Below are 24607 nucleotides of genomic sequence, written 5' to 3'. Positions count from 1 at the left end.
CGATCGACGGCCTAGCGTGGCGACATGGAGATCATCCGATTGGGCCATGCCACGCTGCTGGTCGAGATCGCGGGCACCCGGGTGCTGCTCGACCCCGGCAACTTCACCGACGGCTGGGAAGAGGTCGAAGGTCTCGACGCGGTGGTCGTCACCCACCGCCACGCCGACCATCTCGACCTGTCCCGGATGCCGGCGCTGCTCGAGCGCAACCCGGGCGTACGTGTCCTGCTCGAGCCGGAGACCCACCGGGCGAGCGGGCTGGAGCAGGCGGAGCCGTTCGCCCCCGGTCAGGTCGAGACGCTCGGTGGGCTGATCCTCGAGGCGGTCGGTGGGGAGCACGCGGTGATCCACCGCGACATCCCGCGGGTCGGCAACGTCGGCGTGGTGCTCGCCGCGGAAGGGGAGCCGCGGCTGTTCCATCCCGGTGACTCGCTGAGCGAGGTGCCGCCGGGTATCGATGTGATGGCGGTGCCGGCGTACGGGCCGTGGGCCGCGCTCGAGCAGACCATCGACTGGGCCCGCGCGGTCGGTGCCCCGACGTCGTTCTTCATCCACGACGGTCTGCTCAACGACCGGGGTCGCCGGCTGATCCGCGACCGGATCAACGCGATGGTCGACACCGACCTGCGACCGTGGACCCAGCACGTGCTGCGCTACTGAGCGGCCTGGCTCATCGGGTCCACTCGTCGCGGGTCCGGGTCATGTCGGCCCGGTCCCGGTCGTACGCCTCGGCGGGTGTCGGCGCCGTGCCACCCCAGCGTCGCGGCAGGTACGCCAGGTCGTCGCCTGTCATCGCCGGGTAGCCGGCGATCACCTCGTCGAGCAGCCGGGACATCGCCCGTCGCAGCTCGCGTGAGGTGACGCCGATGTCGTCACCGGGACGTACCTGGATCGGGGTGCCGAAGGCGATGTGCACCGGGATCGCGGAGCGGGAGAAGTCCCGCGGGTGGTCCTTGGTCCAGATCCGCTGGGCGCCCCAGACGATGGTCGGGATGATCGGGCAGCCGGTCTCCCGGGCCATCCGCACCGCGCCGGTCTTCAACGCCCGGATCTCGAACGACCGCGACATCGTCGCCTCGGGATAGATCCCGACCAGCCGGCCGGCCTGCAGCGCCTCCACCGCCAGCAGATAGCCCTCGGCGCCGGCCCGGCGGTCGACCGGGATGTGGCGGCACATCCGCATCACCGCGCCGGCGACGGGATGCTGCCAGATCGACTTCTTGGCCATGAACCGGACCAGCCGCCCGTTGGCCCGGTGCACACCGAGTCCGGCGAAGACGAAGTCGACGTGCGCGGTGTGGTTGATGGCGAGCAGTGCGCCGCCGTGCCGGGGCACGTGGTGCAGGCCGGTGATCCGGAAGCGGAGGCGCAGCCAGCGGAACGCGATCCGACACAGCGCGACGATCAGGCGGTAGCCGAGGTCCATCGCCCCATCATGGCAGCCGCCCCATCATGGCAGCCGCCCCATCATGGCAGCCGCCCCATCATGACAACCGCCCCATCATGACAACCGCCCCATCATGACAACCGCCGCGGGCGTTCCCGCGGGAACGCCCGCGCCCGCGCTCAGAGCCGGATGCCGACGTACTTCGTCTCGAGGTATTCCTCGATCCCCTCGTGGCTCCCCTCCCGGCCGAGGCCGGACTCTTTCACCCCGCCGAACGGTGCGGCAGGGTCGGAGATCACTCCGGAGTTCAGACCGACCATGCCGGACTCGAGCCGCTCCACGACGTATGCCGCCTCGCTGATGTTCTCCCCGAAGACGTACGCCATCAGGCCGAATTCGGTGGCGTTGGCCAGAGCGATCGCCTCGTCGAGGGTGGCGAAGGTGGCGATCGGTGCGACCGGGCCGAAGATCTCCTCGCGGAACACCCGGGCATCGGTCGGGACGCCGGTGAGGACCGTCGGCTGCAGGAAGTAGCCGGGCCCCTCCGGACGGGCGCCGCCGGTGACGATCCGGGCGCCGCGCTCGACGGCGTCGCCGAGCAGGTCGGTGACGGTGGCCAGTTGCTGCGGGCTGACCAGCGGTCCGACCCGTACGCCGTCGTCGAGCCCGTTGCCGATCGGCAGCGCGGCCATCTTCTCGGCCAGCCGGGCGCTGAACTCCGCCGCCAGCGACTCGTGCACGTACATCCGGTTCGCCGCGGTGCAGGCCTCGCCGATGTTGCGCATCTTGGCGTCCAGCGCGCCCTGGACCGCCTTGTCGAGGTCGGCGGAGGGGAGCACCAGGAAGGGGGCGTTGCCGCCGAGCTCCATCGAGGTCTTCAGCACGTGGTCGGCGGCCTGGCGGAGCAGGATCTTGCCGACCGCGGTCGACCCGGTGAAGGTGAGCTTGCGCAGTCGGGGATCGGTGATGATCGGCTCGGAGACGGCGGCCGAATGCGTCGAGGTGAGGCAGTTGACCACGCCGGCCGGCAGCCCGGCGTCCTGCAGGGCCTGCAGGAAGAGCAGGGTGGTGAGCGGGGTCTCGTGGGCGGGTTTGATCACCGCGGTGCAGCCGGCGGCGATCGCCGGGGCGAGCTTCCGGGTGCCCATCGCCAGCGGGAAGTTCCACGGCGTGATGGCGTAGACGGGGCCGACCGGCTGCTTCATGGTGAGCACCCGTTGGCCGGAACTCGGAGCGATCGAGAACCGGCCCTCGATCCGGACCGCCTCCTCGGAGAACCAGCGCAGGAACTCCGCCCCGTACGCCACCTCGCCGTACGCCTCCGGCAGCGGCTTGCCCATCTCCATCGTCATGCAGGTGGCGAAGAGGTCGCGGCGCTCCACGACGAGGTCGAACGTACGCCGCAGCACCTCGGCACGCTCCCGCGGCGCGGTGTCGGCCCAGCCGCGGGCGGCGTCGCAGGCAGCGTCAAGGGCGGCCCGGGCATCCTGCGGCGTGGCCTCGGCGACCCGAGTGATCACCTCCTCAGTGGCCGGGTTCAGCACCGCGAAGGAGTCCTCCGACGGGCGCCACGTCCCCCCGATGAACTGACCGTGGGGGAGAGCAGCGAGCACTGCATCGACGGACATGGAGCCTCCTCGTGATGGACCGGTCCCCACGCTAGTCCTCCCCGCCGACACTCGGCGGAGAGGACTGGGCCGGCCATCCGGTCACCGGTCTTCGGGTCCTTCCGGCGAACGTCCGGCGCGCGACCTGTGTGACTCGTACCGTTGGACCATGAGGTCCGCACTCAGCGCTGTCGTGGTGGGAACCGCCCTGAGCCTCCTGGTCGCCGGCTGCGCCGGGGGCGGTGGCCCGTCCCCGGGGGGCACCGCCAGTCCGACGTCCTCGGTCACCGGGGCCACGCCGTCAGGTGCCGCTGACGGGACCGTCCCCGCGGTGACCCCGGCCCCGCCGCCGGCCGAGGACCAGGTGCCGGTGCCGCCGGACGCCTCCACCGACCGCGACGTCCAGTCGCCGGTCGCCGGCTCCCGGCTGGTGCTCACCGCCGTCCGGACCGCCAGCCATCCCGGTGTCGACCGGGTCGTGTTCGAGTACGCGGGCTCCGGCAGCCCAGGGTGGACCGTCGAGTACGTCGACCGGGCGATCGGCCAGGGCAGCGGGGAGCGGGTCACGGTGGCCGGGAGATCGATCCTCCGGGTCAGCATGACCGGCACGACCTACCCCGACCCGGCCACGACGCCCCCGCAGATCCCCCAGCGCGTCCCCGGCGACGGTCAGGGCATCGTCACCGAGGTGGTGCAGAACGGCACCTTCGAGGGGGACACCGTGTCGTTCGTCGGACTGTCCGGTGAGCGGCGTCCGTTCGCCGTGCACACCCTCCCGTCGCCCACCCGGGTGATCGTCGACATCGTCCGCTGATCCGCCCGGGCCCGGTGCTGCGGCCCTCCACGTACGCGGCGCGGGTCCGCCCGGGAAATGCCCGGAGCGGACCCGCGGAACGTACGGCGGGCGGCCTCAGCGGGCCGCGGCGAGGGCCTGGTCCAGGTCGGCGATCAGGTCGTCGATGTGCTCGGTGCCGATCGACAGCCGGATCATCTCCGGTGCGACACCGGCGGCAGCCAGCTCCTCGTCGGACAGCTGCGAGTGGGTGGTCGAGGCGTTGTGGATGGCCAGCGACTTCACGTCGCCGATGTTGGCCAGGTGGCTGAACAGGTCCAGCCCCTCCACGACCGTGCGACCGGCGTCGCGGCCGGCCTTGAGGCCGAAGGACACCAGGCCGCCGTACCCGAGACCGGTGAAGACCCGATCGGCGGTCGCCTTGTACGGCGAGTCGTCGAGGCCCGGGTAGTTCACCCAGGCCACGTCGGGGTGCTGCTCCAGGTGGCGGGCGATGGCGAGGGCGTTCTCGGAGTGCTTCTCCATCCGCAGGTAGAGGGTCTCCAGGCCCTGCAGGAACAGCCAGGCGTGCAGCGGGGCGATGGTCGCGCCCATGTTGCGCAGCAGGACCGTACGGGCCCGGATGATGTACGCGGCGTTGCCCGCGGCCTCCGTCCACACCACCCCGTGGTAGGCGGGGTCACCGGTGGTCAGGTTGGGGAACCGCTCGGCGTGGGCGGCCCAGTCGAAGTTGCCCGAGTCGACGATCACGCCGCCGAGGGTGGTGCCGTGGCCGCCGATGTACTTGGTGGCGGAGTGCACCACGACGTCGACGCCGTGGTCGAAGACGCGGCACAGCGCCGGCGAGGGTGCCGTGTTGTCGACGATGAACGGCAGCCCGAGGGCGTGTGCCGCGGCCGACCAGGCGTCCAGGTCGAGGACGTTGAGCTTGGGGTTGGCGAGGGTCTCACCGAAGACCAGTCGGGTGCGGTCGTCGACGTGCTCGGCGAGCTGCTCGGGGTGGTCGGGGTCGACGAACCGCGCCTCGATGCCGTACTGCGCCAGGGTGTGCTCGAACAGTGCGAAGGTGCCGCCGTAGAGAGTGGCGGCCGCGACGATGTTGTCGCCGGCGTTGACCAGGTTGAGCACTGCGTAGGTGATGGCCGCCGCGCCTGCCGAGGTGGCCAGCGCGCCGACGCCGCCCTCGAGCGCGGTCATCCGGGTCTCGAAGATATCCTCGGTCGGGTTCATGATCCGCCCGTAGATGTTGCCCGGCTTACGCAGGGCGAACAGGTCGGCGGCCTCCTCTGCGGAGTCGAACACGTACGAGGTCGTCTGGTAGATCGGGACGGCCCTGGCGTGGGTGGTCGGGTCAGCTTGCTCCTGCCCGGCGTGGATCGCGAGCGTTTCGGGACGGTACGTCATAAGGAACTTCTATCACGACCAAAAGTGTAGTGAATGGCAACCGTGCTGATCCGGAACGCCCGGATCGTCCTCCCTGCCGGCGTGTGCCTCACCTCGGCACACCGCCCTCAGTCCAGGGTGGGCGGCGCGATCGGGATCGCGTCGAGTTCCTCGATCGCTCCGGTGAACCGGCACAGCAGCTCCCCCAGGGCGGCCCGTTCCGCGGCCGTCCAGTCCGCGGTCGCGATGGAGAACGCGTGGTCGGCGAGCAGCCGGGTGTGGTCCACCACCGCCCGGCCCTTGTCGGTGAGGTCGATGAGTGCCGCTCGGCGATCGTCCGGGGAGGGCCGCCGCACGGCGTACCCGGCCCGGACCAGCCGGCGGACCTGCGGGGTGACGGTCGACCGGTCGACGTGCTGGCGGACGGCCAGCTCGCCGGGGCGCATCGCGCCGTGCTCGTCGAGGGCCAGCAACAGCCACAGGTCGGTGATCACCAGGTCCGGCACCAGGGAGCGCAGCCGCTCCAGGGTGGTCTTGCGGCTGGCCCAGCGCGCGATCTCGATGACCCCGTGTTGGACCTCCCGGGAGGCGCGGCGGAGCGCGTCGGGGGCGTCAGGGTCGGTCATGGCCCCACCGTAGCGGCGTCGGGTCCGGATTTCTGTTTGGTGGATCCAACAACAGTCACTACGGTGAGTAGTACGAGGCGTGTCGCGGTGAGGTGAGAACAGGGCGTCGAACGGGAGGGCGACATCGTGAGCGATACCACTGAGGCGGGCGGGACCGGCCCGGACGGTGCCGTCCTGCGGCTGGGTCTCGACGTGGGCTCGACGACCGTGAAGGCCGTGGTGCTCGACGGAGACCGTACGGTCTTCGAGGAATACCGTCGCCACAACGCCGACGTCCGCGGTGAGCTCGCCCGGTTGCTGCGCGAGGTGAGCGCCGCGCTGCCCGGCCGGTCGGTGCGGGCCGCCGTCACCGGTTCGGGCGGCCTGTCGGTCGCCGACCTGATGGGGGTGCCGTTCGTCCAGGAGGTGATCGCCGAGACCGCCACCATCCGACGGCACGACCCGGACACCGATGTGGTGATCGAGCTGGGCGGCGAGGACGCCAAGATCACCTACCTGCACCCGACGCCGGAACAGCGGATGAACGGCAGCTGCGCCGGCGGGACCGGGGCCTTCATCGACCAGATGGCCAGCCTGCTGCACACCGACGCCGCCGGGCTGGACGCGCTGGCCGCCGGCGCCACCCACATCTACCCGATCGCCTCCCGGTGCGGGGTGTTCGCCAAGTCCGACATCCAGCCGTTGATCAACCAGGGGGCCGCCCCGGAGGACCTGGCGGCGTCAGTCTTCCGCGCCGTCGCCACCCAGACCGTGTCCGGGCTCGCCTGCGGCCGGCCGATCCGGGGCACCGTCGTGTTCCTCGGTGGCCCGCTGCACTTCCTGCCGCAGCTCCGCGAGGCGTACGCCGCCGTGCTGCCGGCCGACAGCTGCACCTTCCGGACCCCGGAGCGGGCCCAGCTCTACGTCGCGATCGGCGCCGCACTGCTGGCCGATGGGCACCCGGAGCCGCTGGAGACCCTCGCCGCCCGGCTGCGGCAGCGTACGCTCATCCCGCTGGAGACCCGCCGGATGCGCGCGCTGTTCGCCGATGCCGATGAGCTGCGGGCCTTCGAGGAGCGCCACGCCCGCGCCACCGTCCCGCAGCGGGACATCGAGGACGCCGCCGGCGATTGTTTCCTCGGCATCGATGCCGGTTCCACCACCATCAAGGCGGTGGTCACCACCGCGGACGACGAGATCGTCTTCTCCCACTACGCGTCCAACCAGGGCGATCCGGTCAGTGCCGCGGTCGCCATCCTGCGCCGGATCCACGACGAGCTGCCGCCGGCGGCCCGGATCGTCCGCTCCTGTGTGACGGGCTACGGGGAGGACCTGGTCCGCGCCGCGCTGCACCTCGACGAGGGCGAGATCGAGACGATGGCGCACTACCGGGCGGCCGAACACCTCAGCCCCGGCGTCACCGCAGTGATCGACATCGGCGGCCAGGACATGAAGTACCTGCGCATCCGTGATCATGTGGTCGACTCCATCGCGGTCAACGAGGCCTGTTCCTCCGGGTGCGGCTCCTTCCTGCAGACGTTCGCCCAGACGATGGGCGCCGACGTCCGCCACTTCGCCCAGGCCGCCCTCGAAGCGGACCATCCGGCCGACCTCGGCAGCCGCTGCACGGTCTTCATGAACTCCTCGGTCAAGCAGGCGCAGAAGGAGGGCGCCTCGATGGGCGACATCTCCGCCGGCTTGTCCTACTCGGTGGTCCGCAACGCGCTCTACAAGGTGATCAAGCTCAAAGACCCGTCCGAGCTCGGCGACACGGTGGTGGTGCAGGGCGGCACGTTCCTCAACGACGCGGTGCTGCGGGCCTTCGAGCTGCTCACCGGCCGCGAGGTGGTCCGCCCCGACATCGCCGGCCTGATGGGGGCGTACGGTGCCGCCCTCACCGCCCGCCGGCATCGGGACCGGCCGGGCGCGGGCGGGCTGCCGAGCGTCGAGGAGCTGGAGGACTTCCGGATCCGCACCGAGCTGCGCGCCTGCCGGCTCTGCCAGAACCACTGCGACCTGACCATCTCCCACCTCCCCGACGGCACCCGCCACGTCTCCGGCAACCGCTGCGAGCGCGGTGCCTCGGCGGAGGCCCGGCCGCGGCGTTCGCCGATCCCCAACCTGATCGACTACCGCTACCGGCGCACCTTCGGCTACCGCCGGCTGACCGAGAAGGCCGCCACCCGCGGCGACATCGGCATCCCCCGGGTGCTGAACATGTACGAGAACTACCCGTTCTGGTTCACCCTGCTCACCCGGCTGGGCTTCCGGGTCACCCTGTCCGGACGCTCCAGCCATGCCCTGTACGAGCGGGGCATGGAGTCGATCGCCTCGGAGAACATCTGCTATCCCGCCAAGCTCGTCCACGGCCACATCCAGGACCTGCTCGCCAAGGGCCAGCGGACCATCTTCTACCCCTGCGTGACGTACGAGCAGCAGCTCGTCGAGGGCACCGACAACACCTACAACTGCCCGATCGTCGGCAGCTACGCCGAGGTCATCGCCAACACCATGGAGGAGTTGCGGGAGCCGGGCGTACGGTTCCTCAAGCCGTTCGTCAATCTGGGCGACCGTGACACCCTGGTGCGCCGTGTGGTCGAGGAGTTCGCCGATTGGCAGGTGGGCGCGGAGGAGGCGGCGCTGGCCGTCGACGAGGCGTACGCCGAGGCCGCCCGGGTCCGCGAGGACGTCCGGGCCGAGGGCCGCCGCGCCCTGGCCTATCTGGAGGAGCACGACCTGCGCGGCATCGTCCTCGCCGGGCGGCCCTACCATGCCGATCCCGAGATCAACCACGGCATCCCCGAGCTGATCGTCGGTCTCGGCATGGTGGTGCTGACCGAGGACGCGATCTGTGACCAGGGGCGGCTGGAGCGCCCGCTGCGGGTCCGCGACCAGTGGGCCTACCACTCGCGGCTCTACGAGGCGGCTGACGTGGTGGCCCGCAACCCGCGGCTGGAGATCGTCCAGCTCAACTCCTTCGGCTGCGGCCTGGACGCCGTCACCACCGACCAGGTGGCCGAGATCATCGAGGCGAAGGCCGGCATCTACACCACTCTCAAGATCGACGAGGTCTCCAACCTGGGCGCCGCCCGGATCCGGCTGCGTTCCCTCAAAGCGGCCACCGAGGAACGTACGCTCGCCGCCCTCGCGGCCGACGATCCGGAGGTGAGCACGATGCCCGGCGCCTCCGGGCCCGATGCCGCCGGGCCCGATGCCGCCGAGCCTGTCGCCGCCGATCCCGCCGCCGGTTCCCGGGACATCGTCGGCACCGCCTCCTCGGAGCTCGTCCCCGAGGGGAGCCACGTGCTGGAACGCCACCCGTTCACCAAGGAGATGAAGGAGCGCCGCACCATCCTGGTGCCGCAGATGTCGCCGATCCACTTCCGGCTGGTCATCCCGGTGCTCGAGCGCAGCGGCTACCGCGCGGTGTTGCTCGACCACGCCTCCAAGGAGGACATCGAGGTCGGCCTCGCCCACGTCAACAACGACGCCTGCTACCCGGCGATCATGGTGGTCGGACAGCTGGTGAACGCCTTCGTCTCCGGCCGGTACGACCCGGACGGGTGCGTCGTCGGCATCACCCAGACCGGCGGCATGTGCCGGGCCACCAACTATGCCGGCCTGCTCCGCAAGGCGCTGCGCGACGCCGGCTACGGGAGCGTCCCGGTGCTCGCGGTGAGTCCTCAGTCGATCGAGGAGAACCCGGGCTTCCGGTTGTCCGTGCCGATGATGCATCGCGCGGTGAAGGCCCTCGTGATCGGCGATGTGCTGCAGCAGGTCCTGCTGCGGGTACGACCGTACGAGCGGGAGTCCGGCAGCGCCGACGCCCTCTACCGACGGTGGAACACCATCGCCGAGGAGCATCTGCGACAGAGCGGCTACTGCCCGACTCTGGGGCGCCGGCTCGGCTTCGGACGGCTGATCCGCGAGATCGTCGCCGCCTTCGACGCGTTGCCGCTCCACGACGTCGTACGGCGTCCACGGGTCGGCATCGTCGGGGAGATCCTGGTGAAATTCCATCCGGACGCGAACAACCATGCGGTACGGGTGGTCGAGTCGGAGGGCTGCGAGGCGGTCCTGCCGGGGCTGATGGAGTTCTTCCTGATGGGGCTGGCCGGGGCGGACTGGACGGCTGAGACGCTGGGTGTCGGCGAGAAGAATCTACGTACGAAGCACTGGGCCCTGTGGGCGTTGGAGCAGTACCAACAGACGGCGCACCGGGCGCTGGCGACCTCGCAGCGGTTCGAGGTGCCGGCTCGGATCGGCGATCTGGCGGAGAAGGCCCAGACGGTGCTCTCACTCGGCAACAGGGCGGGAGAGGCATGGCTGCTGACCGCGGAGATGATCGAGCTGATCGAGACCGGGACGCCGAACATCATCTGTGCCCAGCCGTTCGCCTGCCTGCCCAACCACATCGTCGGGCGCGGGATGTTCCACGAGCTGCGCCGTCGGTATCCGCAGGCCAACATAGTCTCGATCGACTACGACCCGGGTGCCAGCGAGGTCAACCAGCTCAACCGGATCAAGCTGATGATCTCCACGGCAAAGCTGGTCGACGAGGCGGTGCCTGAGGCCGACCCGACGGGAGCCAGGCTCGAGTCGGTGGGACCTGAGCCTGAGTCGGCGGGAGCCGAGGTTGAGCCGCCGGCACCCGAGCTTGACCCGACGGGACACGCGCCTGAGCCGACGGGAGTCGGGCCCGGACCGACGGAGTCGCTCGTGGACGTGCCCTCGCGGTGAGGGCGAGCGTCACCGTGGTCGAGACGCCATCGAAATGGTGGTAGTGTCGACCACCTCGTCTCCCGGGGAAACTCGGGCGGGCCCCCGGCTGAGCCGGACAGTCCGATTTGACTCGGTGGGATGAGCTCGGTAATGTTCTCCGAGTTGCCGGCGCGGGAAACCGGGCAGGCAAGCTTCGAGTCAGGGATGGCTCGGGGGCTTGGTTGATCGGATTCGTCTGATTCGCTGAAATGCGGATTTGACAAGGTCTGGACAAGCGAGTAAAATTAATCTGGTCGCCCCGAGCGGCTCCGGTAGTTCTGGAGTGGTAAGGTGTGTGTCCGATGTTTGAGAACTCAACAGTGTGCTTTGTTTAGTCAATGCCAAATGACATCACTTTTTTGTGGTGCCCCGGGCCTCGATGTTTGTTGGGGTCTGGATGATTTCTTTGAGATGTTGATTGACCAGTTTATGTCTGGTATGTCGGGTCTCTTTTCATTGTGACGCTTTTCGCCCCTTTTTGTGGGGGTGTGGCGATATTTTTTCGATGGAGAGTTTGATCCTGGCTCAGGACGAACGCTGGCGGCGTGCTTAACACATGCAAGTCGAACGGTAAGGCCCTTCGGGGTACACGAGTGGCGAACGGGTGAGTAACACGTGAGTAACCTGCCCTTTACTTTGGGATAACTTCCAGAAATGGTGGCTAATACCGGATATGACTCTTGCCTGCATGGGTGGGGGTGGAAAGCTCCGGCGGTGGGGGATGGACTCGCGGCCTATCAGCTTGTTGGTGAGGTAGTGGCTCACCAAGGCTTCGACGGGTAGCCGGCCTGAGAGGGTGACCGGCCACATTGGGACTGAGATACGGCCCAGACTCCTACGGGAGGCAGCAGTGGGGAATATTGCGCAATGGGCGGAAGCCTGACGCAGCAACGCCGCGTGCGGGATGACGGCCTTCGGGTTGTAAACCGCTTTCAGCAGGGACGAAGCTTTTGTGACGGTACCTGCAGAAGAAGCACCGGCCAACTACGTGCCAGCAGCCGCGGTGATACGTAGGGTGCGAGCGTTGTCCGGAATTATTGGGCGTAAAGAGCTTGTAGGCGGTTTGTCGCGTCGAAAGTGAAAACTCGGGCCTTAATCCTGAGCTTGCTTTCGATACGGGCTGACTAGAGGAAGGTAGGGGAGAATGGAATTCCTGGTGGAGCGGTGGAATGCGCAGATATCAGGAGGAACACCAGTGGCGAAGGCGGTTCTCTGGACCTTTCCTGACGCTGAGAAGCGAAAGCGTGGGGAGCAAACAGGCTTAGATACCCTGGTAGTCCACGCCGTAAACGGTGGGCACTAGGTGTGGGTCACATTCCACGTGATCCGTGCCGTAGCTAACGCATTAAGTGCCCCGCCTGGGGAGTACGGCCGCAAGGCTAAAACTCAAAGGAATTGACGGGGGCCCGCACAAGCGGCGGAGCATGCGGATTAATTCGATGCAACGCGAAGAACCTTACCTGGGTTTGACATATGCCGGAAAGCTGCAGAGATGTGGCCTCCCTTTGGGCCGGTTTACAGGTGGTGCATGGCTGTCGTCAGCTCGTGTCGTGAGATGTTGGGTTAAGTCCCGCAACGAGCGCAACCCTTGTCCTATGTTGCCAGCAATTCGGTTGGGGACTCATAGGAGACTGCCGGGGTCAACTCGGAGGAAGGTGGGGATGACGTCAAGTCATCATGCCCCTTATGTCCAGGGCTTCACGCATGCTACAATGGCCGGTACAAAGAGCTGCGAGCCTGTGAGGGTGAGCGAATCTCAAAAAGCCGGTCTCAGTTCGGATTGGGGTCTGCAACTCGACCCCATGAAGTCGGAGTCGCTAGTAATCGCAGATCAGCAACGCTGCGGTGAATACGTTCCCGGGCCTTGTACACACCGCCCGTCAAGTCATGAAAGTCGGCAACACCCGAAGCCGGCGGCCCAACCCTGTGGGGAGGGAGTCGTCGAAGGTGGGGCTGGTAATTAGGACTAAGTCGTAACAAGGTAGCCGTACCGGAAGGTGCGGCTGGATCACCTCCTTTCTAAGGAGCCCAAAACAAGACGCTCGTAATGCTTCGGCCTGTTGGTTGGGGGTTGTGGGTGGTTTGCCGGTCGGATCGGTCGCTGTTGTGGTGGCCGGCGGGTGCCGGTGGGTTTTCTGGGTGGAACATTGACTGCCTCTGGTCGTCTCGCGGTTGTCGTGGGGCGGGTGGGGGTCACTGGATTGTTGTCTGGTGGGTGGGGTGCACTGTTGGGTCCTGAGACCTCGGCCATGCGTGACGTGTGGTGCTGTCGTCGGGCTTCTCCTCGTGTGGGGGTGTCTGGTGGTGGTGGGTCTTTGACGGGATCACGGCTGATCAGGGATGGTTGGTTGTGGTGTTGTTTGTGTTTTGAGAACTTCATAGTGGACGCGAGCATCTTTGTAGATTTTTTCTTGATATTTGTGTTGGGAAAGCTACTAAGGGCGATCGGTGGATGCCTTGGCACCAAGAGCCGATGAAGGACGTTGTAACCTGCGATAAGCCCCGGGGAGTTGGTAAACGAGCTGTGATCCGGGGATGTCCGAATAGGGAAACCTTGAATGTCTCCAGTCATGTGGAGCGACCTCTACCTGAATGTATAGGGTAGTTGGAGGGAACGTGGGGAAGTGAAACATCTCAGTACCCATAGGAAGAGAAAACAATAGTGATTCCGTAAGTAGTGGCGAGCGAACGCGGATGAGGCCAAACTGCGTGTGTGTGATAGCTGACAGGTGTTGCATGCGTGGGGTTGTGGGGCTCGACTTGATCTGGCTGTTGACGGGTCGTGGAGTCAGAAATGTGTGGTGAAGTCGAAGGATTCTGGGAAGGTCCGGCAGAGCAGGTAATACCCCTGTAGACGTAAACTGCGCACTCCATTGTCGGGTTCCCAAGTAGCACGGGACTCCTGGAATTTCGTGTGAATCTGGCGGGACCACCCGCTAAGCCTGAATACTCCTTGGTGACCGATAGCGGATCAGTACCGTGAGGGAATGGTGAAAAGTACCCCGGGAGGGGAGTGAAATAGTACCTGAAACCGGTCGCCTACAAGCCGTCGGAGCCCGTGAGGGTGACGGCGTGCCTATTGAAAAATGAGCCTGCGAGTTAGTGGTGTGTGGCGAGGTTAACCCGTGTGGGGTAGTCGTAGCGAAAGCGAGTCCGATAAGGGCGTTGAGTCGCATGCTCTAGACCCGAAGCGTAGTGATCTATCCATGGCCAGGTTGAAGCGTCGGTAAGACGTCGTGGAGGACCGAACCCACCTAGGTTGAAAACTGGGGGGATGAGCTGTGGATAGGGGTGAAAGGCCAATCAAACTACGTGATAGCTGGTTCTCCCCGAAATGCATTTAGGTGCAGCGTCACGTGTTTCTTCCCGGAGGTAGAGCACTGGATGGTCTAGGGGGCCTACAAGCTTACCGAAATCAGCCAAACTCCGAATGCCGGTGAAGCCAGAGCGTGGCAGTGAGACAGTGGGGGATAAGCTTCATTGTCGAGAGGGAAACAGCCCAGATCATCAGCTAAGGCCCCTAAGCGGCTACTGAGTGGAAAAGGATGTGGAGTTGCGGTGACAACCAGGAGGTTGGCTTGGAAGCAGCCACCCTTGAAAGAGTGCGTAATAGCTCACTGGTCAAGTGATTCTGCGCCGACAATTCAGCGGGGCTAAGTAGTCCGCCGAAGCTGTGGCATTCAATTTTTGTTGGATGGGTAGGGGAGCGTCGTGCACGTGGTGAAGCAGCCGGGTGACCGTGTTGTGGAGTGTGTGCGAGTGAGAATGCAGGCATGAGTAGCGAATGACGGGTGAGAAACCCGTCCGCCGAATATCCAAGGGTTCCAGGGTCAAGCTAATCTGCCCTGGGTAAGTCGGGACCTAAGGCGAGGCCGACAGGCGTAGTCGATGGACAACGGGTTGATATTCCCGTACCGGTGTAATGGCGACCATGCTGAGGCGCGCGATGCTGAGCACGGAAGCTGCATCTGTGGGCCCTTCGGGGTTCTGGGTGTGGTGACTCTGCGACCCAGACGTGTAGTAGGCAAGCTACGGAGTGACGCAGGAAGGTAGCCCATCCTGGGCGGTGGTTGTCCCAGGGTAAAGGTGTAGGACGGGGTGTAGGTAAATCCGTGCCCTGTGTGTCTGAGACCTGATGCCACTGTCACCTTCGGGTGGTGGTGTGGGTGATCCTCTGCTGCCGAGAAAAGCTTCGTGAGCGATGTCATGAGCCGCCCGTACCCTAAACCGACACAGGTGGATGAGTAGAGAATACTAAGGCGATCGAGAGAATCGTGGTTAAGGAACTCGGCAAAATACCCCCGTAACTTCGGGATAAGGGGGGCCGGATGCGTGAACACTTTACGTGGTGAGCGTTGATGGCCGCAGAGACCAGGCCCAAGCGACTGTTTATCAAAAACACAGGTCCGTGCGAAGTCGTAAGACGATGTATACGGACTGACTCCTGCCCGGTGCTGGAAGGTTAAGGGGACGTGTCAACTTCGGTGAAGCACTGAACTTAAGCCCCAGTAAACGGCGGTGGTAACTATAACCATCCTAAGGTAGCGAAATTCCTTGTCGGGTAAGTTCCGACCTGCACGAATGGAGTAACGACTCGGGCACTGTCTCAACCACGAACTCGGTGAAATTGCAATACGAGTAAAGATGCTCGTTACGCGCAGCAGGACGGAAAGACCCCGGGACCTTTACTATAGTTTGGTATTGGTGATCGGTACAGCTTGTGTAGGATAGGTGGGAGACGTTGAAGCAGTCACGCCAGTGGTTGTGGAGTCATTGTTGAAATACCACTCTGGTTGTTCTGGTTATCTAACCTCGGACCATGATCTGGTTCAGGGACAGTGCCTGATGGGTAGTTTGACTGGGGCGGTCGCCTCCCAAAGAGTAACGGAGGCGCCCAAAGGTTCCCTCAGCCTGGTTGGCAATCAGGTGTCGAGTGTAAGTGCACAAGGGAGCTTGACTGTGAGACCGACGGGTCGAGCAGGGACGAAAGTCGGGACTAGTGATCTGACGGTGGCGTGTGGAAGCGCCGTCACTCAACGGATAAAAGGTACCCCGGGGATAACAGGCTGATCTTGCCCGAGCGTCCATAGCGACGGCATGGTTTGGCACCTCGATGTCGGCTCGTCGCATCCTGGGGCTGGAGTCGGTCCCAAGGGTTGGGCTGTTCGCCCATTAAAGCGGCACGCGAGCTGGGTTCAGAACGTCGTGAGACAGTTCGGTCCCTATCCGCTGTGCGCGTAGGAGTCTTGAGAAGGGCTGTCCTTAGTACGAGAGGACCGGGACGGACCAACCTCTGGTGTGCCAGTTGTCCTGCCAAGGGCATGGCTGGTTGGCTACGTTGGGAAGTGATAACCGCTGAAAGCATCTAAGCGGGAAGCACGCTTCAAGATGAGGACTCCCACTGTTTTGGTAAGGCCCCCAGTAGACGACTGGGTTGATAGGTCGGATGTGGAAGCCTAGTAATGGGTGGAGCTGACCGATACTAATAGGCCGAGGGCTTACCCAAACACACAAGAAACTATTCTGCTGAGTATGTTCGCGTCCACTATGTTGTTCCCGGAACACAAACACGGTTCCCGAACCCCACCCCGGCCCGTCTGGGCGGGTGGGGGACAGTTGAATAGTGTTGTTGCTGTTTCGACAGTGTTACGGTGATCATGGCGGAAGGGAAATACCCGGTCACATTCCGAACCCGGAAGTCAAGCCTTCCAGCGCCGATGGTACTGCACACGGGAGTGTGTGGGAGACTAGGACATCGCCGGACAACACACACCACCCCTACGGGTGGTGTGACAGAGCGGGCCGACACCCTGAACAGGGTGCCGGCCCGCTCCGCAATTCTGCCCCGCAAATGCCGGCAGGGCGCCCTGAGGGCAACGCCCAGGCGCAACCTATCGACTGCCCGGCAGACCGCCTGGAAACGTGATCGAGTAGGTAAACGTCCGCGTGCACGGAGAGGCCTCGTGCCGGGACGCGCTCGCATCCCACGGCCTGAGTATCGTCCGCGTGCACGGGGGAGCCTCGGGCACGCCATTCGGACGCACCGGCCGCCACCTGGCCGGGCTGGTGGGCGGCTAGGGGAGTGTCGTCAGCGTTCGACGATCACGGCGGCCAACTCCCCGACCTCGAGCTCGGCCGACGACGTGTTCGACATCGGCAACACCCCCGACCGGCCCATCGCCGTCCAGGACAACTGCCAATGATGAGTCGCCCTGATCGTGTAGTCACCCCGCTCCGTATAGACGTGTCCACACGTCGGCGACGGAGACCCCGGCGGCCGCGCCCCCGCCACCCACGGCGTCGACACCCCACACGTCACCGTCGTCCCATCCCCCATCTCGAACGACGACGACTGACGACGAGCAACCATCTCCAACGTCACCCCGTCCAGAGAGACCGTCCGACTCGTCGTGCCCTCCCCCTCCCACCACAACCAGACCGGAAACCCCACCGCCAGCATGTTCCACTCATTCAACGACGGATCCGGCCCCACCCGCACCACCTGACCCGGCAACCGCAACATCGCCGACGCCTCCCGCGCCAGCACCGCCGGATCCACCACCCCCACCGACGGCGGATCCAACGGAACCAGATTGCTCCACCGATAATCCGACGAATCCGTCAACCCCAAATACGCCCGCTGATGCTCCAACATCCGCCGACGCAACTCCTCCCCCGACACCGACGACGGATCAACACCCGCCCGCCACCGAACAACCGACCTCCACCCTGAGGACGAGGAACCTGCCGACTCAGGTTCGGGACGTCCTTGGCCAGTGAGAGTCCCCGCCGCCGAGTCACCGCCCGCGACGACCCTTGCACCTGTGTAATCCGGCCGGGAAGCGGCAACCGCGGGCGCTGTTCCGAGGACCGCGAACGCAATTCCGATCGTGATGGCAAGAACCGGCTTCATGGACATTCCGACTCCCCCTCCTGCACGGTGTCTTCGATCCTGCGCTCACCGGCCGGCCCGGCCGCGACTACCCGCAGTTTCCCCTTGAGCCCAGACGAGGCCTGCCGACCGTCAGCACGAATCAGCCGCACGGCAGTCGCGTCTTCACAGAGATAGAGTTCCAGCCGCTCGGGCTCATACTTCTCGAGCCCATAGCCGCGCACTTCGATGTCCCCTGTCGACTTCAGATCATTGTCATACACAAGCTTCAGGTCACCCGCCATGGCTTCCAGATAGGGCCCCGTGGCGTAACGCTCCATCGTCGGCGTCGAAACAGGACTACCCCCTGCGTGAAGAAGTCGGTTCCGCTCCTTGGTGAATTCCTGATAGGCGAAGATCGCCTCCTCGTACGCCTTGGCCTCCTCAGCCTGCGCCGCAGCCAACTCCGCCGTGCACGGAGTACCTGCGGGATCCGGAGAACAGGAATACGACGGCGTCGGAATCGGCGCCACCCCAGGCCCACCACCACAACCAGCCAACAAGCCGGCCGCACCGACCACCACCCACGCCACCATCAACCCGCAGACACGTCTCGACGCCACGTCTCATCCCCCTCGACTCGCGCTCCGCACAGCCTGTCGCACAGACGGGCCACAACAAGCCCCTGAACGACTTATCCACAGGGATGAGAGCCACCTCACGTCAACCCACAGGCGACCAGTCCACCAGCCACGCGACCACCTCGGTCCGATCCCCCATGACGTGCGCCGACAGACCCCCGCGCGTGGCTGGGCCGGCCTACCTGGTCCGGACCGATCCGCGACCGCCAGGAGTGACCCGCACGGACATCGAGCGCCGACAGGCGCGGCGCGGCAGGCCACGGATGCTTGTGCGTGCGCGGTTGGCGGATTCGCTCGCGACTGCGACGCCGACCGTTCGCCGAGACCGGTGCGCACGACGCCTGCCCCGAGGAACGTCCGTCCGGTCCGGCAGGCGTTCCCGCGGGAACGCAGGGGTACGCGCGTGCCGGTTGTCGACACCGGTGCGTTCCGACGTGGCGGCCGTGTGGCGTTCCCGCGGGAACGTGGGCGTACGCAAGCGAACCCGGCGGGCCTTCCCGATGCCCGGGGCGTTCCCGCGGGAACGTGGGCGTACGTTCCGAGGAGGTTGTTCCGCGACCTGGGGGAGTCGGGAATAGAGGGTGGCGGAGGGCGGTTGAGGTGGTGGTTCAAGAGTCAACAATCGTCAAGGAGCCTTCATGCCCACCACCATCCTGGTCATCTCCGGCAGCACCCGTCAGGCGCGAAACGGCCGCGGCATCAGCGACGCGATCGCCCTCGGGCTGTCCGAGGATCCCGAGGTCGTGGTCGACCTGGCCGATCTCGCCGAGATCTCCATCCCGCTGGACGCCGAGCCGTGGCACCCGCGGATGGGTCAGTACCAGCAGCCCAGCACCAAGGCCTGGTCGCAGCGCGTCACCGCCGCGGATGCGGTCGTGTTGGTCACCCCGGAGTACAACGGCGGGTACCCGGCCGGCGTGAAGAACGCCCTGGACGCCCTCGCCAACGAGTGGGTCGGCAAGCCGTTCGCGGTGGCAAGCTACGGCGCCCGCGGCGGCGCTCGTGCCTTCAAGCAGATCTCGGAGATCATCACCAACCTGGGGGCTGAGCTCGTCGAGGTCGAGCCGGGCCTGCGCCTGAGCTTCGGCCAGGGCGACATGAATGAGCAGATGCGACTGGTGGATCCGGCCGGATTCGTGGCCCGCTACAGCGATGCTGTGCGGGCGACCGGCGCCGAACTGGTCGCCCGGGCCGGCGCGGAGTCGGTTTCCGACCTGGCATGACGCGCGGGCGCTGATCGGGCCGTACGCTCGCGCGGCGTCGGCCGCCAGCCACTCGGCGCGGCCCGTACGCTCACTCGGCGTCGAACGTCACGACGATCTTGCCGCCGACATGGCCGCGCTCGATCTCGGCGTACGCCTCGGCGGCGCGGGAGAACGGCTCGGTGCGGATCAACGGTCGCACCGCCCCGTCGACGACAAGGCGGGCAGCGGTGGCGTACGCCTCGCGGGTCCTCCGCCGGGTGACGCCACCGCCGCCCGCCTTTCCGGCCTGGACAGGGTCGGCGATGCTGACCACCTGGGTCTCCTCGCTGCCCAGATCGAGTGCCTCGTGGAGCACATCGCCGCCGACCATGTCGAGCAGTGCGACCACGGGCCCGCCGGCCTCGGCGCGGACCCGGTCGACCCAGCCGTCACCGCTGGCCACCGGCCGGGCGCCCAGGCCGGCGACCAGGTCGTGCTTTCCCTCCGAGGCGACGCCGATCACCCGCGCGCCCCGGGAGACCGCGAGCTGGCAGGCGGCAGACCCGACGCCGCCGCCCGCCCCGATGACGACGAAGACGTCGCCGGGGGCGAGGTAGAGGTGGTCGAGGACGTCCAGTGCGGTGCCCACCGCCACCGGGACACATGCCGCCTGGACCGCGGACAACGACGGCGGGACGGGGACCGTCGCCGCTGCGTCGAGCACGGTGTACTCCGCGAGGCTCCCGACGCCGGCGCTGGGACTGCCGAAGACGGCGTCGCCCACCGCGAAGCCCGTGACCTCTGCGCCCCGGGCGACCACGGTGCCGGAGAGCTCGCGGCCCATCGCCATCGGGAACGTCACGTCGAACACTCCGGCCCGTTTGCCGGCCCGGACCTTGATGTCGGCCGGGTTCAGGCCGCTGGCGAGCACTCTCACCAGCAGTTGACCCGGTCCGGGCGTCGGGACCGGGGCCGTGTAGTACTCGAGGACGTCGGGCCCGCCGTACCGCGCGAAGCCGAACGCCCGCATGGTCGCCGGGACCGCGGGGGTGCCGGCGGTGGCGGGGAAGGACGCGTCCATGGTGCCTCCAGGCAGGGAATGCTCCGGCCGGGCGCCGGAGCCGCGGATGAGTCCAACGTACGGCGCGCTCAGAGGTCTGTCGATGGGATCGACGCGGTCACTCGCACAACAACAGGCCCGGGTGAGCGCCCCCGTCCCGCTCACCCGGGCCTGTTGTCCTGCGGCCGCACGCGGTCCCATCGGTAACCGATGACCGATGACCGGCCAGGGCCGGCTCCGGCCTCGGGTGGTGACGCCGGTGACGCCGGTCGCCCGTGACCGACCTCAGGACCGGACGTCCGCCAGGGCCCGCAGGTCGTCCGGAGCGGCATCCAACAGTCCGCGCCGGCGCAGCAGCGGGAGGACGTTCTCGCCGAACCAGTACGACTCCTCCAGGTTCGGGTAGCCCGAGAAGATGAACTCGTCGATGCCGATCTGGTGATACTCCTCGATCCGGTCGGCCACCTCTTCGTGGCTGCCGACCAGGGCGGTGCCGGCGTGTCCGCGGGCCAGGCCGATCCCTGCCCACACGTTGGGATGGATCTCCAGGTTGTCGTCCTTGCTGTCGCCGTGCAGCGCCAACATCCGCTGCTGGCCCACCGAGGTGTTGCGGCGCAGCAGCTCCTGGGTGCGCCGGATGTCAGCCGGGTCGAGCGCGTCGAGGAAACGCCGGGCCTCCGCCCAGGCGTCCGCTGAGGTGTCCCGGGTGAAGACGTGGAAGCGGATGCCGAACCGGATCCGGTCGCCCCGCCCCGCCCGCTCCGCCTCGGCCCGGACCCGGTCGATCTTCTCCTTCGCCTGGGCCGGCGGTTCGCCCCAGGTGAGGTAGACGTCGGCGTGCCGCCCGGCGACCGGCAGGGCGGCGTCGCTGGACCCGCCGAAATAGAGCGGCGGCACCGGGTCGGGGGCGGCCAGGATGCCGGCGTCGCGGATCCGGTAGTGCTCGCCCTCGAAGTCGTACGGTTCGCCGGACCAGACGCCCTTGACGATCTCGAGGAACTCGTCCGTACGGGCGTAACGCTCGTCCTTGGACAGCCAGTCGCCGAACCGCGGCTGTTCGTGGTCGTCGCCGGTCACGACGTTGAGCAGCAGCCGGCCGCGGGACTGGCGCTGCAGGGTCGCGGCCATCTGCGCCGACAGGGTGGGCGACATCAGGCCGGGCCGGAACGCCACCAGGAACTTGAGCCGTTCGGTCTCCCGGGCCAGAGCTGCGGCGGTGAGCCAGGCGTCCTCGCAGACCGTCCCGGTGGGGGTGAGCACCGCGGTGAAGCCGAGGGCATCGGCGGCACGGGCCTGCTGGGCCAGGTACTCGATGTCGGGCTCACGGAAGCCGGCGGGCCGTTCGCCGGGGATCCCCGCGGTGCCGCCCGCGCTGGGGAAGACGCCGTGGGCGTTCGCGGCGGCGCGGGGGACCGGGCGGATGTCGCCGCTGGAGGTGAGGAACCAATGGAGGCTGATGGACATGTGCTCAGGCCTTTCCGATGGCGGCCGCGACGGCCGCGTCGTAGCGATGGTCGACGAGAGTGCCGAAGTCGAACGAGGAGGGGATGAACCCGCCGGCCGCCAGGGCGTCGGTGAGCTTCTGGGAGCTGCTGATGACATCCTGGTCGAGGGTGATCGGGTGCTTGACCGAGCGCTGGGCCTGCACCGTGGTGGCGGCCAGGCTCAGGCAGGTCTCTGCGCTGTAGACCTTCGCCCACTCGTCCTGGTGAGTGGCCGACCACTGGTACGCCTTGGCCGTCCGCACCACGATGTCCTGGATGGCGGCGTTCGTGCCGGCATCGGCGAGCGACTTGTTCGAGGCCACCTGGAACCCCAGGCCGTTGACGAGTCCCTCACCGCTCAGCAGGATGCGGGCACCGATCTCCTGCTCCGCCGCCGCGGTGTACGGATCCCACACCACCCAGGCGTCGGCGGCACCGTTCTTCAGCGCCGCGTAGCCGTCCGAGGGCGCCACGTACGAGATGTTCACATCGCTCGGCCTGAGACCGGCCTGATTGAGCGCCAGCAGCAGGTGACCGTGGGCGCTGCTGCCCTTGGCCACCGCGATGGTCTTGCCCTTGAGGTCGTTCAGCGTCGTGGCAGGGGAGTCCTTGCGCACCAGGATCGCGTCGCCCTTGCCGTCGTAGCGGCTGGCCGAGACGATCGACACCGGTGACTTCGCCGCGCCGGCGAAGATCGGGGGCGTGTTGCCGACCGTGCCGACGTCGATGGCGCCGGAGGCGGCGGCCTCCAGCAGCGGCGGTCCGGAGGTGAAGGTGGACCACTCGATCGCGTAGGGCAGGTCCTTGTCCTGGCCGGCGGCCTTGAGGAGGGCCTGGAGCCCCGCCTTCTGGTCGCCGACCTTGAGGGTGACCTTCGCCAGGTCGGCGGAGCTCACCGGTCCCGGCGTCGCGGCCGTGCTCTGGCTCGTGGTGGCCTGCGCCCCGCTGCAGGCGGCGAGCAGCGCGCTCAGCAGCAGGGCCGCGAGGGCCAGCGGGCCGCGGGTGCGGAGGCGTCGTCGGTTCCGGTCAGTCATGGTGGGTCACTCCCAGGTGGATGAGGACCTGCTCGCGCAGGTCGGCGGTCGCCCCGCGGGTGCGGGGCCGTTCGGTCGGATTGTGCTGGTCGGCATGGATGTGTCCGTCGCGCAGCACGAGGAGGCGGTCGGCGAGGCGTACGGCCTCGTCCACGTCGTGGGTGACCAACAGGACGGCGAACCCGTGGCGGCGCCACAGCTCCTCCAGCACGTCGTGCATGGCCAACCGGGTGAGGGCGTCCAGAGCCCCGAACGGCTCGTCGAGCAGCAGCAGTGCAGGTTCCCGGACCAGAGCACGGGCCAGCGAGACGCGTTGGGCCTGCCCACCGGACAGCGTGGCGGGCCAGCGGTCTGCGTACCCGGCCAGGTCGACCTCGGTCAGGGCGGCTTCGGCCCGTTCCCGGGTGGCGGTGGCGCGGGGCAGCCCCAGCACGACGTTCTGCCAGACCCGACGCCAGGGCAGCAGTCGCGGCTGCTGGAAGGCGACCGAGGCCGCGCCGGTGACCTGGATGTCGCCGGTCGCCTCCGGGTCGAGGCCGGCCACGGCGCGCAGCAGGGTGGACTTGCCGGAGCCGGAGCGGCCGAGGAGGGCGACGAACTCGCCGGGCCGGATGTCGAGGTCCAGACCGTCCAGGACGGTGGTGTCGCCGTACCGTCGGGTGAGGGAGCGCAGCGAGATGGTGATCGGATCGGTGGTGATCGGGCCGGTGGTGATCGGGTCGGCGGGGCTGATGGTGCTCATCGCAGCACCGTCCCGGCGCGCCAGGCGAGGATGCGATGCTCGGCGGCCCGGACGATCGCGTCGGAGATCAGGCCGAGCGCGGCGTACACGACCAGTCCGACCACGATGACGTCGGTCTGCAGGAAGTCGCGGGCGTTGTTGATCATGTAGCCGAGCCCGGCGTTGGCGTTGACCTGCTCGGAGACGATCAGGGTGAGCCAGGAGATGGCGAGGGCCTGGCGCAGCGCCACCAGCATCGGCGCGGTGACCGACGGGAACACGACCTCGCGGAGCGTGCCCCACCGGCCGAGCCCGTTGACCGCGGCCACCTCGAGCAGCGCCCGGTCGACACCGCGGACCGCGCTGTGCAGGTTCAGGTAGATCGGGAACATCACGCCCAGCGCGATGAGCAGTACCTTGGGGAACTCCCCGATCCCGAACCAGAGGATGAACAGCGGCACCAGCCCCAGGTGGGGCAGTGTCCGCAGGGCCTGCAGGGGCGGGTCGAGCAGGGCGTCGCCCCAGCGGGACAGACCGGTGAGCAGCCCGAACACGGTGCCGGCCAGCAGGCCGGCGACCAGCCCGAGCCCGACCCGGCCGAGGGAGACCCGCAGGGCGTCGACCAGTTGACCGGTGACCAGCAGGTGCCAGGCGGTCACCGCGATCGTGGCCGGCGAGGCGAGGACGTCCGCCGGGAGCACGCCGGTGGAGCCTGCGATCTGCCAGACGGCGAGGATCGCCACCAGGCTCAGCCAGCGAGGCGGGGTGAGACGGCCGAGCCGCCTCCGCCCGCGGGTGGACAGGGCGGCCGGGCGGGCGGGCCGGTCGCCCGTAGCCCCGCCCGGGCCTCCGTCGGCCGATGGGATGGGCGCGGGCGGCGCGGACGCGAGTTCGGACAGGGTCGTGCTCATGTCGCTCCTCGACAGGCTGGGGGCCAGGTGGGTCGGTAGGTCGGACGGTGGCGGACGAGGACCGGGCGGTCCTCATCGCGGAGGACCCACGGAGGGGTCGTCGTCGATGGCTCGACCCTAGGAGCCAGATATAAGCTGAGTCAATCTACGACTAAAGATATAGGA

The 24607-nt window shown here is 67.2% G+C and carries 15 protein-coding genes and 3 rRNA genes; 7 read left to right on the top strand and 11 right to left on the bottom strand.

Annotation, left to right across the window (positions count from 1 at the left end; all coding sequences use genetic code 11):
* The first annotated feature begins 24 nt into the window (after nucleotides 1-24).
* A complete protein-coding gene (locus R0146_RS03605; RefSeq protein ID WP_317691493.1) occupies nucleotides 25-660 on the top strand; it encodes an MBL fold metallo-hydrolase in 636 nt (211 codons plus the stop codon).
* 10 nt (nucleotides 661-670) lie between these two features.
* Here R0146_RS03605 and R0146_RS03600 read toward each other — a convergent pair whose 3' ends face one another.
* Both R0146_RS03600 and R0146_RS03595 read right to left on the bottom strand, forming a co-directional pair.
* Nucleotides 671-1426 (bottom strand): lysophospholipid acyltransferase family protein, encoded by a 756-nt coding sequence (locus R0146_RS03600; protein ID WP_317691492.1) that lies wholly within the window; start codon nucleotides 1424-1426, stop codon nucleotides 671-673.
* 140 nt (nucleotides 1427-1566) lie between these two features.
* A complete protein-coding gene (locus tag R0146_RS03595; protein WP_317691491.1) occupies nucleotides 1567-3015 on the bottom strand; it encodes an NAD-dependent succinate-semialdehyde dehydrogenase in 1449 nt (482 codons plus the stop codon).
* 148 nt (nucleotides 3016-3163) lie between these two features.
* On the opposite strand from R0146_RS03595, the gene R0146_RS03590 reads away from it, so the two are divergent.
* On the top strand, nucleotides 3164-3808 hold the full coding sequence (locus R0146_RS03590) for an AMIN-like domain-containing (lipo)protein (protein ID WP_317691490.1): 645 nt from the start codon (nucleotides 3164-3166) through the stop codon (nucleotides 3806-3808).
* Between the two features lie 96 nt (nucleotides 3809-3904).
* Here the strand turns inward: R0146_RS03590 and R0146_RS03585 are convergent, their stop codons facing one another.
* Nucleotides 3905-5191, bottom strand: coding sequence for an O-acetylhomoserine aminocarboxypropyltransferase/cysteine synthase family protein (locus tag R0146_RS03585; RefSeq protein ID WP_317691489.1), 1287 nt, complete (start codon nucleotides 5189-5191; stop codon nucleotides 3905-3907).
* A gap of 107 nt (nucleotides 5192-5298) precedes the next feature.
* Nucleotides 5299-5796 carry a MarR family winged helix-turn-helix transcriptional regulator gene (locus tag R0146_RS03580; RefSeq protein ID WP_317691488.1) on the bottom strand — a complete coding sequence of 166 codons (498 nt, stop codon included), beginning with the start codon at nucleotides 5794-5796 and terminating at the stop codon, nucleotides 5299-5301.
* Nucleotides 5797-5922: 126 nt separating this feature from the next.
* Between R0146_RS03580 and R0146_RS03575 the strand changes: the two genes are divergently transcribed.
* The 4 genes from R0146_RS03575 to rrf all read left to right on the top strand — a co-directional run bounded on the left by R0146_RS03575 (nucleotide 5923) and on the right by rrf (nucleotide 16300).
* Nucleotides 5923-10515 (top strand): acyl-CoA dehydratase activase-related protein, encoded by a 4593-nt coding sequence (locus tag R0146_RS03575; protein ID WP_317691487.1) that lies wholly within the window; start codon nucleotides 5923-5925, stop codon nucleotides 10513-10515.
* A gap of 523 nt (nucleotides 10516-11038) precedes the next feature.
* Nucleotides 11039-12555 (top strand): 16S ribosomal RNA (locus R0146_RS03570).
* 406 nt (nucleotides 12556-12961) lie between these two features.
* A 23S ribosomal RNA gene (locus R0146_RS03565) occupies nucleotides 12962-16042 on the top strand.
* Nucleotides 16043-16183: 141 nt separating this feature from the next.
* Nucleotides 16184-16300, top strand: a 5S ribosomal RNA gene (rrf, locus tag R0146_RS03560).
* Together the 16S, 23S and 5S rRNA genes form the textbook arrangement of a ribosomal RNA operon.
* Before the next feature lie 324 nt (nucleotides 16301-16624).
* Here the strand turns inward: rrf and R0146_RS03555 are convergent.
* Complete coding sequence (locus R0146_RS03555) at nucleotides 16625-17191, bottom strand: hypothetical protein (protein ID WP_317691486.1); 567 nt, start codon at nucleotides 17189-17191, stop codon at nucleotides 16625-16627.
* Between the two features lie 254 nt (nucleotides 17192-17445).
* A complete protein-coding gene (locus tag R0146_RS03550; protein WP_317691485.1) occupies nucleotides 17446-18030 on the bottom strand; it encodes a hypothetical protein in 585 nt (194 codons plus the stop codon).
* A gap of 656 nt (nucleotides 18031-18686) precedes the next feature.
* Between R0146_RS03550 and R0146_RS03545 the strand changes: the two genes are divergently transcribed.
* Nucleotides 18687-19271: an NADPH-dependent FMN reductase gene (locus R0146_RS03545; RefSeq protein WP_317691483.1), complete on the top strand. Its 585-nt coding sequence runs from the start codon at nucleotides 18687-18689 to the stop codon at nucleotides 19269-19271.
* A 70-nt stretch (nucleotides 19272-19341) separates the two neighbouring features.
* On the opposite strand, the gene R0146_RS03540 is transcribed toward R0146_RS03545, so the two are convergent.
* From R0146_RS03540 to R0146_RS03520, 5 genes are all read right to left on the bottom strand, one after another.
* Nucleotides 19342-20313: an NADP-dependent oxidoreductase gene (locus tag R0146_RS03540; protein ID WP_317691482.1), complete on the bottom strand. Its 972-nt coding sequence runs from the start codon at nucleotides 20311-20313 to the stop codon at nucleotides 19342-19344.
* A 264-nt stretch (nucleotides 20314-20577) separates the two neighbouring features.
* Nucleotides 20578-21756, bottom strand: a complete 1179-nt coding sequence (locus tag R0146_RS03535; protein ID WP_317691481.1) for an LLM class flavin-dependent oxidoreductase — start codon at nucleotides 21754-21756, stop codon at nucleotides 20578-20580.
* 4 nt (nucleotides 21757-21760) lie between these two features.
* A complete protein-coding gene (locus R0146_RS03530) occupies nucleotides 21761-22810 on the bottom strand; it encodes an ABC transporter substrate-binding protein (protein ID WP_317691480.1) in 1050 nt (349 codons plus the stop codon).
* Nucleotides 22803-23552 (bottom strand): ABC transporter ATP-binding protein, encoded by a 750-nt coding sequence (locus R0146_RS03525; protein ID WP_317691479.1) that lies wholly within the window; start codon nucleotides 23550-23552, stop codon nucleotides 22803-22805. Before R0146_RS03525 ends, R0146_RS03530 begins: the two co-directional genes overlap by 8 nt.
* Nucleotides 23549-24442, bottom strand: coding sequence for an ABC transporter permease (locus tag R0146_RS03520; RefSeq protein ID WP_317691478.1), 894 nt, complete (start codon nucleotides 24440-24442; stop codon nucleotides 23549-23551). The genes R0146_RS03525 and R0146_RS03520 overlap by 4 nt, the downstream gene beginning before the upstream one ends.
* Nucleotides 24443-24607: the final 165 nt, after the last annotated feature.

The sequence above is a fragment of the Raineyella sp. LH-20 genome, assembly GCF_033110965.1.
In the GTDB taxonomy this organism is placed as follows: Bacteria; Actinomycetota; Actinomycetes; order Propionibacteriales; family Propionibacteriaceae; genus Raineyella.
This window is presented reverse-complemented; position numbering and strand designations above follow the sequence as displayed.

Excerpts from the sequence above, each read along its gene's own strand:
- R0146_RS03605 (WP_317691493.1), top strand. The coding sequence starts at position 25 with ATGGAGATCATCCGATTGGGCCATGCCACGCTGCTGGTCGAGATCGCG.
- R0146_RS03600 (WP_317691492.1), bottom strand. The coding sequence starts at position 1,426 with ATGGACCTCGGCTACCGCCTGATCGTCGCGCTGTGTCGGATCGCGTTC.
- R0146_RS03595 (WP_317691491.1), bottom strand. The coding sequence starts at position 3,015 with ATGTCCGTCGATGCAGTGCTCGCTGCTCTCCCCCACGGTCAGTTCATC.
- R0146_RS03590 (WP_317691490.1), top strand. The coding sequence starts at position 3,164 with ATGAGGTCCGCACTCAGCGCTGTCGTGGTGGGAACCGCCCTGAGCCTC.
- R0146_RS03585 (WP_317691489.1), bottom strand. The coding sequence starts at position 5,191 with ATGACGTACCGTCCCGAAACGCTCGCGATCCACGCCGGGCAGGAGCAA.
- R0146_RS03580 (WP_317691488.1), bottom strand. The coding sequence starts at position 5,796 with ATGACCGACCCTGACGCCCCCGACGCGCTCCGCCGCGCCTCCCGGGAG.
- R0146_RS03555 (WP_317691486.1), bottom strand. The coding sequence starts at position 17,191 with ATGTTGGAGCATCAGCGGGCGTATTTGGGGTTGACGGATTCGTCGGAT.
- R0146_RS03545 (WP_317691483.1), top strand. The coding sequence starts at position 18,687 with ATGCCCACCACCATCCTGGTCATCTCCGGCAGCACCCGTCAGGCGCGA.
- R0146_RS03540 (WP_317691482.1), bottom strand. The coding sequence starts at position 20,313 with ATGGACGCGTCCTTCCCCGCCACCGCCGGCACCCCCGCGGTCCCGGCG.
- R0146_RS03535 (WP_317691481.1), bottom strand. The coding sequence starts at position 21,756 with ATGTCCATCAGCCTCCATTGGTTCCTCACCTCCAGCGGCGACATCCGC.
- R0146_RS03530 (WP_317691480.1), bottom strand. The coding sequence starts at position 22,810 with ATGACTGACCGGAACCGACGACGCCTCCGCACCCGCGGCCCGCTGGCC.
- R0146_RS03525 (WP_317691479.1), bottom strand. The coding sequence starts at position 23,552 with ATGAGCACCATCAGCCCCGCCGACCCGATCACCACCGGCCCGATCACC.
- R0146_RS03520 (WP_317691478.1), bottom strand. The coding sequence starts at position 24,442 with ATGAGCACGACCCTGTCCGAACTCGCGTCCGCGCCGCCCGCGCCCATC.